The following is a 13,532-nucleotide window of genomic DNA, read 5'->3' on the forward strand; positions in this document are numbered from 1 at the left end:
TGCGTTTTTCAGCCCGCCGGGTATGGATCGATTGTATTCGGGCGTGACGAACAGCACGGCGTCGACGGCCGCGATTGATTGGGGCTTTTGCGCCTCCGGCCATACAAGGCACCGCTATGCTCGGCATGGGCGTTTGCAATGTTAGGCCCTCGCGGTGACCTTTACGTTCCCGTAGCAATTCTTCCTGCATAGTAGGGCAAGCAAAACGATTGATGGAGCGGTTTCAGCTCTTTCGTCGGAGATCATTCGTACCGAAGCGCTCTCAGAGTTTGTTAGCGTCTTCGACGAACAGTCTCGATGGCCGCATAGACCCAAGTTCCTGATGAGACGAGATATTATCCCCCCTTTGAGGACGAGTTAGTGGCGACAAATTCCGATAACTTCGATTTAGTGAGCTGGAAACTCTGCCTGCCGATCGACGAGGACGGTGGAACCGTTGGTACGGCTTTGGAAGTTCTAGATCTCACGGGTTTCGAACATTCGTCCTATTTTTATACAGCCGACGATGGGGCGATGGTGTTTCGCGCGATCACTGACGGCGCCTTGACCAAGGGTACAACCTGCGCGAGGTCGGAGCTGCGCGAGATGGATGGTCACTCGTTAGCCTCCTGGAGCGTAGATGAGGGAGGCACTATGACCGCGACCTTGAAGGTCGATGAGGCGCCGCAAACGATGGATGGTGCGGATGGGCGTATCGTCGTCGGCCAGATTCATGGTTCGGAAGAGGAGCTGGTCAGGCTCTATTGGGACAATGGAGAGGTCTATTTCAAGAGCGACAAGGGCGGAGACGGCAACGATTCTTTGAAATTCGAGCTCACCAATGCGGACGGCGACACGCCGCAAGTTTCCCTTGGGGAGCAGTTCTCCTACAAGATTGACGTCCAGGGCGATACGCTGACGGTCATCGTCTATGCCGACGGGTACACTTACAAGTCGGTCACAACGGTCAGTTCTGTCTGGGACGGCGAACAGTTCTACTTCAAGGCGGGTGCCTATCTGGGAAACAATGAAACGAACAGTACCGGCGCTGGCCAGGTATCATTTTATGGGTTTGATTTTTCTCACGAAACAGGAGACGGGTTGGGCGGCCTGGTGAGCACCGTGACAGCCGATGACGGCACGAGCGACTATTCGGCAGATTCAACCGGTACGATCGGCAATGATGTGCTTACAGGCGGTGAGCTTGCTGACGTCATCTACAGCTATGGTGGCGATGACGTAGTTCGCGCCGGCGCTGGCGACGACAGGATTGTGGGTGGCTCTGGCGCTGACAAGCTCCAGGGACAGGACGGCGCCGATGTGCTTTCCGCAGGGGCGGGCGATGATATCGTCTACGGCGGTGCCGGTAACGACACAATCGATGGCGGTGCCGGCAACGACACACTCAAGGGCGAAGCCGGCGCGAATACGATCACCGGCGGCGACGGAGACGATATCGTCTACGGTGGGGCAGGTATCGATGACCTGAGCGGTGACGCCGGTGCCGACACGATCGTTGCAGGTGAGGGCGACGATATCCTCAGTGGCGGCGGGGATAACGATCGGCTCTATGGCGGCGAAGGCGCCGACCGGCTTTATGGCCAAGACGGTGACGACATGCTCGTGGGCCAGGGCGGCGCTGACAGGTTGGTCGGGGGAGTTGGCAATGATACGCTCTACGGCTACAGCGATAGTGATAGGCTTTACGGCGACGCAGGATCGGACAAGCTGGTGGGCGGCGACGGCGACGACACGCTCTACGGAGGAGCCGGCGACGACCGACTTTATGCCGACGAAGGCGCTGACAATCTCTACGGCGGGACAGGCGCCGACACCTTCGTCTTCACTTGGCTCGATCCGTCGACGTTAACCTCCATCGGTCGCGACGACATCTACCAGTTTTCTCAGGCTGAAGGCGATATAATCAATCTCAGCGTGATCGATGCGAACACCGCCGTCAATGGCGGTCAAGCCTTCGATTTCATCGGGACTGGAGCATTCTCAGAGAAAGTCGGCGAGTTGCGCTACGTCAATACAGGGTCCGAGACCTATATCTACGGCGATATCAATGGGGATGGGACTGCGGACTTTTCGATCCACGTCGATGGCGTCGTTCAGCTTCAAAGCAGTGACTTTATCTTCTGACGAACAATAGGTGGTCGCACTGCACGAAGTGAGAGGTCTAAGTTAGGGGCAAGCCCAAAAAGAGGTCACATATTGATTTAACCGACGAGGACATATCTACAGCCATTGAGCGTCTTTCTATTTTGGCCACCCGCTTGTACTTCCCCACGCGCAAGTCACGGCTTTGTATTCGTAAATTGGATATTACCATTTTATAATATAAGAAGTTGTAGGATCTTTCAATTCGTGTCACAATTGAAGAATGGGCATCCACACTTCGCCTTAATGGGCTTTTGGGGGAAAATCAGCTTAGGAAAAGGATGGGAGGATCCTGTGAACTTTCAGCAAAGAGCAATTTTGAAGGCGGCGCTTGTAGATATTGAAAATCTCGCAGCGCCAAGACATATCGATGAGGTGAGTGCGGCACTTGGTATGGACATGGTTCAATTCGCCAAGCTCGGCGCCGACGGCATGAAACAGGCCATCTACAGCGCGCTACTGCTAGGCAGCAATGCCGCGACAAGCACTTCCATTATAGATCAGAAAAGATGGCGCGAAGCAGCACAGATCAAACTGCCGGCTTCGCCAACGCGCAACTGATGTCAGTTTCCCGACCGTTTGCAACGCTTTCGGACTGTCTCATAGGAGCGGAAGTGCGTCGAGCTTCAACGCTGCAGAGTAGCTGGTTTCCGAGGAGATTATCGATTGGCGCTGACCGGCGACACGCTCGAATTCCGTGGGATCCAGTAGGGCCTCGCGCGTCATCGCGGTGAGACGTTTGAACCTATCGAGGCACTTTGACTGAAGCGGCTCGCCGTTGTCCGAGGCGAGCTTGATGATGGCAGCGAGTGGGCGCAACGCATAGACATGGTAGTCAAGGGCTTTCTCGCCGCGGGCCAGCTCCGCCGGCAGGAAACCGCGATCATCTACCTGGCAAGCGCCGATCTCGAAACTCGTTTTGCCCCATGTCTTGAAATCACCACTATCGAGAAGAAAGCCCACGGCAGCGACCGACAGACCCGCCCAGTAACGGTGATTATTTGTCTTCGACTTCGGGCCAAGGCGAAGCGAATAAGCGTCCATGGTATCGCGGGCAAGTGTGCTGAACCATGTCGAGTAAAGCGCCTTGCGCTCACTGGAGAGCTCCACACGTTTGCTGGCCGAGCGAACCGCAAGTGCGATTTCGGCCACCCAACGGTCGCGGCTAAGATAGGCGTCAACAGTGCGCATGTCGGTCAACGCCTTCGCAGACGCCCACCGATCAACATTATGCAGCACGCATTCTGCCCGCGCCTGGGTCACTAGCGAACTGTTCGATCCGGCATAGGCAATGTTGGTCAGCAGGCGAATAGAGTTGCGGATTGGCTGCACGGTCCTATCGCGCGCTTGCAAGGCGTCGTCGTCGATCGAGGATTTTGAACTGTCGTCAGCCTTGTATTTCGATTGTGTCTGCAGCGTTGCGGGTGGCGCAGGGATGCTGACGCAAAGAGGAACTTGCTCTGGTTCCGCACCGGCTGTCCCGACGCCGTTGCCGGCGGAAAGGGACGAAATACTGCCCGTTTGGATCGTATAGTCCTTGTCGACAGTGCTAGCCGCTGTCGCTGTTGCGCTGTCAACTGACGTGGCGGCATCCTGTTGGTCAGAAGTGCCGAAAACACGGCCACGCAAATCTGAGAATAGACCCGTTTGTCTCTTTGAGGTGCTTGGCGATTGGATCGTGACCGTTTCGGGCACAGTTGCCGCTTCCTGAGCGCCGCAGATGTTTGGGGAGAATATGTTGAGTGCAATAATAGTCCCGATTTGGAATGCTTTTATTCTCATATTTATCTCCCGTCTTCGGGAAGACAATAGGAAATACAAAGCAATATTTCGTGTTTTTGACGTATAAAACTTTAAACAATCGATTTTTTATTTTGTATACTGGAAGTTAACTTTGATGACGGCAATTTATGGAATGGTTTAAGTGAAAGTTAATTACGGGACGCTTCTGCATATTTAGTTGGTCTATGTGTCATCCTTTGAGAGCGCTCATCGTCAATACGAGCGACGATGTGCTATCCGGCTGCGAAGCGTTGGCTGTCCAAGCTGACTGTGCTTACGGATTGGCACCATGCGTTCGACGACCCCTATCTTGAGGCAGGCACGCGGCATTGCGACGAAGATCTACTTAGCATTGCGCCCCGTTGCGAGCTCTTGCGCAGAGCGTGCGTCAGCTGCTGATTCGTTTTTCAGTTGGCGCAGATGCCCGAGCGTTGCGCAGTTGCCTCAGTTGAAAAAAACCAACCGAAATCAAGCTTTGGTTAATGCTGCGGCGCACAAAAAGTAAGCGCCCTCTGCGCATCTTTTAATCATATTCTAATATGTTGATATTGTTAACAAAATCTTAGTCTGCATGTCACGCGTATGTATTACTACACGTAATATTGGCTCGAAACGAGTCTGCACAATTTTGATGCAAATATTACCGGCCTGGCATGTTGAAAACTGAGATTCGTTATGTTGACGTCATAAACAGATGCTGTATTGCGAAATTGAGAGGGGTGCTATTCGCAGACGCAACATATAGATTTATTTGAATTTTATGTGGCGGTAAGAAAAGCGGCATTTCTATTCTTTTTTGAACAAACATTGCGGGAAAGGTGCAGCTTATGGGCAAGAAAAATTGGCGCGTAAGTATTTTTGGCGCGGGCTATGTTGGAGCTGTATCAGCCGGTTGTCTTGCAAAAGACGGCTTCAAAGTAGTCGCGGTCGATCCGGACCAATACAAAGTCAAGTGCATCTCCGAAGGTCGCTCTCCAATCTTCGAGCCGGGTCTGCCTGACCTGATCGAAACGGGCGCCGAGAACGGCCTTTTGACTGCAACCAGCGACTATATCGCCGCGATCAACGAGACCGATATCTCGTTCTGCTGCCCGGGTACGCCGAGCCGTGAAGACGGTTCGCTGGACACGAGCTATGTTAAGCTGGTCTGCGAGCAGATCGGTGGTGCATTGCGCAACAAGAGCGATTTCCACATGGTCGTTATGCGCTCGACGATCCTTCCAGGCACGGTCGAGGAGGTGGTCATCCCGGCCCTTGAAGGCGCCTCCGGCAAGACGGTCGGAGTGGACTTCGGCCTGGCATACTACCCGGAATTTCTGCGCGAAGGTACGGCAATCGCCGACTACTACAGCCCAGGTGCGATCGTCTTTGGCCAGTACGAAGGCGATGAGAAAACCATTCAGGCCCTACACGACCTTTGCGCCTCGGTCGAAGTAAAGCCGCATGTCATCCCGATCCGCAGCGCCGAAATCGTCAAGTACACCAACAACTGCTGGCATGCGGTAAAGATTTCCTTCGCCAACGAAATCGGCAATCTCTGCAAATCCGTCGGCATCGACAGCCACGTCGTTATGGATGTTGTCTGCGCCGACACGCGACTCAATATTTCCCGCGCCTATATGAAGCCCGGCTTCGCCTATGGCGGCTCCTGCCTTCCGAAGGATCTTCGGGCGCTACGCCATTTCGGCAAGATGCAGAACGTGTCGACGCCGGTCCTCGACGCCACTGTCGAGGCGAACCAATACCAACTCGAGCGCGCCTTCCGCCTCGTCAACCGCTCCGGGGCCAAGAAAATCGGCCTTCTCGGCCTGACCTTCAAGTCGGACACGGACGACCTGCGTGAGAGCCCGCTTGTGCTTTTGGCCGAACGCTTGATGGGTAAGGGTTACGAGTTGTCGATCTATGACTCCAACGTCTCGGTCAACGATCATGGCGGCCGGAACTACATCTCGCACCTGGCAAGTTTCATGCGTTCGTCGCCCGACGAAGTCGTGTCGGAGAGCGAGGCAATCGTGGTCGGCATCAACGGCCAAGGCACTAAGGATGCGCTGAAGAAAGCGCGGGAAGGCGTCAAGGTCATCGACCTCGTCCGTATTCCCGTCGATATGCCGTCCGGCGTGCATTACGAAGGTCTCGTCTGGTAAACGGTCATGTTGGGTATCCTCAAGCATATCGTTTTCGTCCTACTGCTGGCTGTGTGTGCAGCGCTGCTGCCGCAGCAGGCATTCGACGAGAAGGCCCGCGACGCCGCATTAGTGGTCGGCGTCATCGGGCTGTGGCGATGGTCTTGGGGATTGCTTCATCTGCTGCGCAGCCTCTGGTTCCGGCTGGTCCGCTTTCCAGGGATGCGTCGGATGGCCGAAGCGGCAGCAAAGGCGCAAGGGTTGGGGCATGCCTACTTTCTGATCACGAGCTTCAGGATCGATGCCCCGACCACCACCAAGGTTTATCGCGGCGCTTTCATCGCGGCAGCCAATGCGCCTGCCGGCGCAACGATTGTTTGCTCGATTGTCGAGATCGGTGACGAGCGCCTCATTCGTCGCCTTGCCGAAGTGATGTATGGCGATAGCCCGCCGTTCCGGCTGGAAATCGTCCGCATTCCCGGGACGGGCAAGCGCGATGCCCTCGCTGCCGGTTTCCGTGCCATCGCGGCGCTCAATCCGGCTGGCGACGACACGGTCTCGGTGATCGACGGCGACAGCATTGTGCCGCCCGATCTCGTAGAGCGCTGTGCCTGCATGTTCCTGATCAATCCGAATCTGGGCGCGCTTACCACGGATGAGGTGTGCACCGTCGAGGGCGCCGAAATCTTCAAGCAGTGGTATTCGATGCGCTTTGCACAGCGGCAGATTCTGATGTCGTCGCATGGTCTTGCAGAGCGCGTACTGACGCTGACAGGACGCATGTCAATGTTCCGCGCGCGGCTCGCTTGTGATCCGGGTTTCATTGATCATGTTCAAAACGACTATATCGACCATTGGCGCCTGGGCCGAATCCGCATGCTCACCGGCGACGACAAGTCGAGCTGGTTCTGGCTGCTGAAGAACGGCTACAACATGTATTACGTGCCGGACGTTCAGGTGGAGACTATCGAGCAGCCGCCAAGCCCGAGCTTCATCAGCTCCGCCTATGTGCTAATGACCCGCTGGTTCGGAAACATGCTGCGCACAAATGCTCGCGCCCTTAATCTTGGGCCGATCAAAATCGGCGCGTTTACTTGGTGGTCTATTCTCGATCAGCGCATGTCGATGTGGACCAGCCTGTCGGGCATCACGCTTGCCCTTCTCGGGACCGCGATGATCACACCATGGACGGCCGCCTTCTATGTCCTCTGGGTCATTGTCTCGCGATACATCCTGGCGCTGACCTTCCTGACTGTGCGTCCATCGATCAATCTGATCTATATTCCGCTACTCTACTTCAATCAGATCTTCGGCTCGGCGGTGAAGGTGCTGATCTTCTTCCGGCTCGACCGGCAGAAGTGGACGCGCCAGAAGACTGCCTTCAAGCGGACCGATTCTCAGTTCGACGCGGCTTTCAAGTTATGGTCGTCCCGGCTTGTCAATTCCGTTGCCGTGCTGGTTTTCGTCTCGGTTCTCGTCTTCCTCGCAAATCTCGGTAGCTATTTCACGGACGAAGCACCGGAACGCTTGCCGAAAATCACAGATAGGGTGTTCTGATGACTGCGGTTGCCGTGCCCAAGCGTCGCGAACGGGAGTTCCCGCGCTTCAAATTGCCGCTGGCGGCGCTAATCGACGGAAAACGCATCGAGGTATGCGACTGGTCGGTGACCGGTCTCGGGCTCGCCGCGGTCGCGCTCACGCAGGCTCCAGGCGACTACCTCGCCGTGACCCTGCTCTTAGAAACCGAGGGCTCCTGTCTCGAGCTGGCTCTTAATACGCGCATTGTCTGGGTGGATGCAGACGAGCGGCGCGCCGGCCTACAAATTCTCGACCCTGCGGAGACAACAGCGCCTTTGGCGCATTTCGCCGACCTCTATCTCGCCGGGAGGGTCGTTCAAAGCGGTTCGAAAGTTTACGTATTGGGACATCAGATGGCAGAAAAAGAAGATGCTAAGGCTGCGGTGGTCGGTGTGACGGCGTCGTCGACCGGGAACGGTCTTGCAGGGCGTATATTCGGGCTTTTGATATTCGTTGTCATCGGCTTGGCCGCTTTCTCCTTCCTCTCCAGTATCGTCTATAAGAGGCTGTTCACCTTCGAGGCTGTTTCGGCGAGCATCGCTGCGGAGACGGTTACGGTCTATCAGCCACGCGATGGGGTGGTCGAATTTGCCGCTCTGCCGCAGAAGGTGAAGCAGGGAGACCGTCTAGCGACGATTGTCCTCGATGCGCCGGCCGCTGACGGCAAGTCGATTGTGGAGGTTCTGTCTGCCTGCGACTGCTATGTCTTGTCGGTCGACCATCCGGGCTCGACTTATGGCCGCGCGGGCGGCCGGATGCTCTCGCTCGTCCGCCAGGATGCGCCCCTCTACGTGTCGGTTCGCGTGCCGTTCCGTCGTCTCGCCAACATCGCCGAGAAACCGCAGATCTCGCTCAGCTATCTCGACGGCGTCAAGGCGAAGAAGGTCGAGATCGTCTCCATTCCGAAGGTGACCGAATACACCACCACACAGCTTGAAATTCAGGTGCAGCCCGGTCGCAGCTTGGACCCGTCCATGGTCGGCCAGCCGGTGCTAGCGACCTTCGACACGGCGCCGTGGCACTAAATTGCACGATTGAGATCCATTGCGCTGATGAGGCCGGAGGCATGACAATGAGCATACCGACAAAGTCTGTAAAAATAACGCCAGCGATCATGATCGGCGGAAGCGGCACGCGGCTTTGGCCGTTGTCGCGCAGTAATATGCCGAAGCAGTTCCTGCGACTAGTCGACGACCGCAGCCTGTTCCAGAACACACTGGCACGCGTCAACGACGCGATGTTTTCGGCGCCCTGGCTGCTGACCAGCCGTGCCTTCATCGATATGGTCAACGCCCAGGCGCGGCAGATGGAGCAGGAACTCGCCGGCATCGTTCTGGAGCCGTTCCAGCGCGGTACAGCCGCGGCGCTTGCGGCCGTTGCGGTTGCCGCCAGTCAGGACGACGCGGATGGGCTTATACTGGCCATGCCGGCGGATCATGTCATCGACGATTCGGACCTCTTCCTGGAGGCTGTCAAGAAGGCGGTGCCGCTAGCCGAGAGTTCAAAGATCGTCACCTTCGGTATCGTGCCGACCGAACCAGAAACCGGCTTTGGCTATATCCGTCCCGGCGATCCCTATGTTGTGGACGGCGAGGAGGTTGGCGCGCTGGTCAACCAACCCGGGGGCTTCCTCGAGAAGCCGGACCTGGAGCGAGCCAAGCAGTTCGTCGAGATGGGATACCTCTGGAACGCGGGCATCTTCCTCTTCCGCGCATCGGCGCTGGTCGAGGAACTCAAGCGGCACGCTCCGGCAGTCTATGAAGCCGTTGCGGCCTCGATCGCCGGCGGCACGAGCCGTGACCTCGGCAGCCATATGCTGCTGATGCCCGCCGAGGAGCACTTCGCTCGTTGCCCGCTCGACATTCCGATCGACACGGCGGTCCTGGAAAAGAGCGCCAATGTCGCGGTTGTGCCCTGTGACGACATTGGCTGGGCGGACATCGGGTCGCTGTCGGCCCTCTGGGATATCAGCGATAAGGACGAGAACGGCAATGTGCTGCGTGGTGACAGTTTCGTCTCGCAGTCGCGTAATTGCCTCGTGCATGCACAGTCTGGCCGTCGCGTCGTTCTCAGTCATATCGATGACATCATGGTCATTGACTGCGAGGATGCTGTCGTCGTGCTGCCTAAGGCGCAAGCGCAGCGGGTGAAGGAAATCGTCAACTCGCTGAAGAAGATGGACGCTCCAGAGGTCAGCTTCACCCGTAGTGCGGTGAAAAGCTGGGGAGCGGTCAGGATCGACCGCAGCTACGGTGACAGCCAGGTCTGCGCAGTGAGTTTCCAAGGCAGGAACTCCGTCACCTACATGGTCTCCGGTGCCGAGCGCGAGACATGGTTCCTGCATGGTGATCAGCGTGCCGAGTACGGCGTGGACGGGCACTTCACACCCTTCGTCTCCGGTAATCCGGTTTCCTTCAGCAGGGGGCAGGTGGTGACGATCCGCAACGCTTCAGGACTGTCCGAGTTCACGTATGTCCGAAAGGACCCTGATCTCAACTGGAAGATCGATGACTGGTTCCCCCAGGTGGCCGAGGTCGAAGCACCCAAGGTCCGTCTGGGCTGAGCACGAGGGATATAAACGATATGAACGCGCCTGCGGATATAACGGTGGAAATTTCTGGCCGCACGTTTCCCATGCTCGACCTGAGTTCCGGCGGTCTCATCGTTCCGCTGGTGCAGGAACTCATGGGTTATCGCGGTGTTGCGCGCGTTGCCATGGTCAAGAACGAAGGGGCCTGGAGGGGAGATGTTCTTGTTCGGGCGGAGCGGTCCGGCAACGGGATTAACCTCGTTGTCGCGGGTGGACGCGACCAATATCGCAGGCTGGTCAGCGTGCTCAACTGGTATGACGGGCGCAATCCGTCCTTTGCCGATCAATTCGCCGACAGCGTACCGCCGGATGTTCGCCGTGTTTCCACAGGCCTTGGTGGATCCGCCAAGCTGGCCGGTCTTGGCGTGGTCGCACTTGTATTGATCGGACTGATCTTCCAGCTGGTGTCGCAACGCAGTGTGAACGCTACCTCGCAGATGGCCTATGTGGCCGTACCGGGAGTGGAGCTCGATGCCCATACCGCGGGCCAGGTCGTCTATGTGAAGGATGCCGGCAAGGTAGCGAAGGGGGAATTCTTTGCTGCACTGAAGACCTCACAGGATTACCCGAAGTTTCTTGAGGCCAGCAATGGTGGCGACATCAGTGCTCAGGCTGTTGCGCAACAGGACTATGTGCGCAAGGGCGCGCCGGTCGTGCGCCTCGCAGACGACGGCGCAAGGCCTTATGTTGCGGCCTATGTCAGGTTGACTGATGCCGTTACTGCCCTGAACGCGGCAGAGGCCTGGATCGAGTTCCCCAAATCCGGGCGCACAGTGTCGGTTCCGATCGATGCAAGCAACTATGTGAACAGCACCAAAGTCTTAACTGACGAGGACGGCAAGGCCCTAGCGGAAATTAAACTCAGGATCCCGGACGGCGTTGACATTCCTGTCGACGAACCGGTGATCGTGAAATTCCAACGGTCGGTATGGAGGCCCTCGGTGATGTCGCCGCAGTGGCTGAAGACCGTCTTCTCGCTGCTGTCGTAAGGATCGAATGGCATGCGCACCTCTTTGACACTGATTGCAACGCTTGTGGTCAAGGGCCTTGTCGGCCTGACCGCCCTGGCAACGCTCCTATCAGTTTTACCAACGGGCATGAGCCTCCGTGCTGTCCACGCGCAGGAATTGACGGTCGGCGAGCAGAGCCCGCAGTTGGACCAGCTCGCTCCGACTGAGCGCGAAATCACCGAGGACAGCCTGAAATATGGGGCGCAGCTCGCGCTGACGCGCTGGCGGGCCCTGCGCGACGACGAGAAGTCACGCAGTTTCGACGCCTATTTCGAGATATTCAGGGAAGTAGCCCGCATCGAGAGTCTCGACCATGCCACCCAGATCGCCGGCGTAGATGTGCACGGCCGGCTGGCCGTCGTGGCCGCCGAGCTGAACAACCAGATGAACGCGCAAGGGCTATCGGCGCGCGATGCCGGTGTCAGCGCATTGAAAACTCTCATTGCCAGCTCCGACAGGTCGTTGTCGACGACGGATCCGGATTCGTTCAAGGTGCGCTATACGCTTATTCTCGACTACATGTCCGGGATCGAGGTAGCCAACCTCAGCCTCGATCTTGCCAAGCGGCTGNGCTATACGCTTATTCTCGACTACATGTCCGGGATCGAGGTAGCCAACCTCAGCCTCGATCTTGCCAAGCGGCTGGCGCAGTCGAAGCTGAATGAACTTGCACTGGACATTTATGTCGATTTCCTGCCGCTCTATTTCAATGGTCTGACCTCCGCAGCTGATCGGCAGGAGCTGGTGAAGCTCGCCAGCGCGAATGCGGGCGCGGTGGCCGACCCGGCTGTCTTCCGCGTGCTAACTGATCTGTTGCGCATGTCGCCGCGCGCCGAAAAGGTCGAACTCGCCCAGCTTGTATTCGATCAGATCGACGTCGACGTCATCCGGCATGCCCGTGACAGTGCCGGTTCTGGCAACCTGATCCTGTCGGCATGGGTCGATGCCGTGGAAGTTGCCCATGGCGTCAAGGCTGGAGATGATATCGCGACGCTTCGCAAACAGGCGCGGCTCAGCCTCGATACGCGTGCCTTCGAGCTCCTGATTTTGGCAGAAAAGGATGAGGCGGCGCGCAATCGGCTGGTTTCGGATGCGGTCATGGCCGACATCCGGGAAAAGCGACCGCTGGTGGGCTACGACAGGGTGGTCAATTTGGCACTACCGCCGGCCGTGGCTATCGATAGCTATCTCGCGCTCATTCACAGCTTCTCCGGGGCTGGTTACGACAACTACGTGAAGGCCCTGGTGGAACTCGTCGCCAGTGCCACCAAGTCGAAACAGCTGCAATTGACAGACGGGCAAGCTGTGGCGTTGTTCCGCGACATTGAGATCCTTCGTGACCCCGCTTTCATCCGGGCGCTGGGACAGGACATAACGGGTGACGCGAAGATCTCGCAAATCACCGCACTGCGTGCCGACGTCCGGGCGGTCTTTTCTCTTCCCGTCGATCAACCGGTCGGAGCGGAGATCATTGCAACCGGTCCGGCTGCGACAAAGGCTCTGCAGGTGGCTGCAAGTCTGATCAATGGAGAAGTCCCGGATGCAGCGGTGCTCGCCAAGATCGACTCATCGAACGCCGGCGACATCGCCTTGCTGTCGCAGGCGGCGGCGCGGCTCTGGCAATATGCCAGTCGTCGGGAACTGCTTACCGAATTCGTCCGCGGCAGAGCCGATGTCGATCTTAGGCAGGCGGTTGCGCTCGGCGTAACAGGCTTTGCCGGCTTCCGTGGTACTGAGGGCCGAGGTGCCGACTTCGTCGCCGCTATCGGCGACCTGTTGCCGTCGACTTCGGGCGAGGGGCACACGCTGCTTGCTGCGTCCATAGGTCAGGGGACTGAACTCCCCAAGCTGCGGGGCGAGGCGCTGTCGCGTTATGCGCGTTATCTGGCTGCGAGGGGCCAGTCCGTGGCTCCGCTTGCAGCTGTCGCCGATGCCGACAAGGTCGCGGTCGAGGAGGCGGACGCCATCTTCAGCAATATCGACGTGGCAACCACCCGCTTGAAGACCGTTTCCGACTACAAGGCACGCGTCGGCGAATTCCGCCGCTTGGCCGAGGCTCGCGCCGGCGTGCTTGACGACAAGGGCTGGCTGAATAGCGCTACCGCGCCGGCAAAGTCAGAGCCCGATACGCTCGACGTCGGGGGAGCCTCAACCATCAGCGATGGGCGCATTGTCCTGTACTCGCCGAAGGAAAACAGTCTGCCGACGGCCGGCCGGCCCTTCATGCCCAACCTGCTGCTCGGGCGCGAGTCGGTCACCTCGAGGATTCCGGTGCCGCCGCTGCGGGAGGCGAACGAAGCGCTTGCC

At 57.8% G+C, this 13,532-nt stretch carries 8 protein-coding genes and 1 pseudogene; 7 read left to right on the forward strand and 2 right to left on the reverse strand.

Going from position 1 to position 13,532, the window contains the following annotated elements:
- Window positions 1-78: pseudogene (locus tag BN1800_RS27785) on the reverse strand (NADPH-dependent FMN reductase); the annotation flags it as partial.
- 282 nt (window positions 79-360) lie between these two features.
- On the opposite strand from BN1800_RS27785, the gene BN1800_RS27790 reads away from it, so the two are divergent.
- Together BN1800_RS27790 and BN1800_RS27795 are read left to right on the forward strand one after the other, a co-directional pair.
- Window positions 361-2,124 (forward strand): polysaccharide lyase family 7 protein, encoded by a 1,764-nt coding sequence (locus BN1800_RS27790; protein WP_087002040.1) that lies wholly within the window; start codon window positions 361-363, stop codon window positions 2,122-2,124.
- A 225-nt stretch (window positions 2,125-2,349) separates the two neighbouring features.
- On the forward strand, window positions 2,350-2,703 hold the full coding sequence (locus BN1800_RS27795) for a hypothetical protein (RefSeq protein WP_143534108.1): 354 nt from the start codon (window positions 2,350-2,352) through the stop codon (window positions 2,701-2,703).
- Window positions 2,704-2,742: 39 nt separating this feature from the next.
- Here the strand turns inward: BN1800_RS27795 and BN1800_RS27800 are convergent, their stop codons facing one another.
- Window positions 2,743-3,837, reverse strand: a complete 1,095-nt coding sequence (locus BN1800_RS27800) for an alginate lyase family protein (RefSeq protein ID WP_179213907.1) — start codon at window positions 3,835-3,837, stop codon at window positions 2,743-2,745.
- A gap of 914 nt (window positions 3,838-4,751) precedes the next feature.
- On the opposite strand from BN1800_RS27800, the gene BN1800_RS27805 reads away from it, so the two are divergent.
- Genes BN1800_RS27805 through BN1800_RS27825 form a run of 5 tightly spaced genes read left to right on the forward strand, consistent with a single transcriptional unit; the run spans window position 4,752 to window position 11,204 of the window.
- Window positions 4,752-6,068: a nucleotide sugar dehydrogenase gene (locus BN1800_RS27805; RefSeq protein WP_087002046.1), complete on the forward strand. Its 1,317-nt coding sequence runs from the start codon at window positions 4,752-4,754 to the stop codon at window positions 6,066-6,068.
- Between the two features lie 6 nt (window positions 6,069-6,074).
- Window positions 6,075-7,604, forward strand: coding sequence for a glycosyltransferase (locus BN1800_RS27810; protein WP_087002048.1), 1,530 nt, complete (start codon window positions 6,075-6,077; stop codon window positions 7,602-7,604).
- Window positions 7,604-8,650, forward strand: a complete 1,047-nt coding sequence (locus tag BN1800_RS27815; protein ID WP_087002050.1) for a PilZ domain-containing protein — start codon at window positions 7,604-7,606, stop codon at window positions 8,648-8,650. The genes BN1800_RS27810 and BN1800_RS27815 overlap by 1 nt, the downstream gene beginning before the upstream one ends.
- Before the next feature lie 47 nt (window positions 8,651-8,697).
- Window positions 8,698-10,188, forward strand: a complete 1,491-nt coding sequence (locus BN1800_RS27820) for a mannose-1-phosphate guanylyltransferase/mannose-6-phosphate isomerase (protein WP_179213908.1) — start codon at window positions 8,698-8,700, stop codon at window positions 10,186-10,188.
- 20 nt (window positions 10,189-10,208) lie between these two features.
- On the forward strand, window positions 10,209-11,204 hold the full coding sequence (locus BN1800_RS27825) for a hypothetical protein (RefSeq protein WP_087002054.1): 996 nt from the start codon (window positions 10,209-10,211) through the stop codon (window positions 11,202-11,204).
- Window positions 11,205-13,532: the final 2,328 nt, after the last annotated feature.

The organism is Rhizobium sullae, from assembly GCF_900169785.1.
Lineage (GTDB): Bacteria > Pseudomonadota > Alphaproteobacteria > Rhizobiales > Rhizobiaceae > Rhizobium > Rhizobium sullae.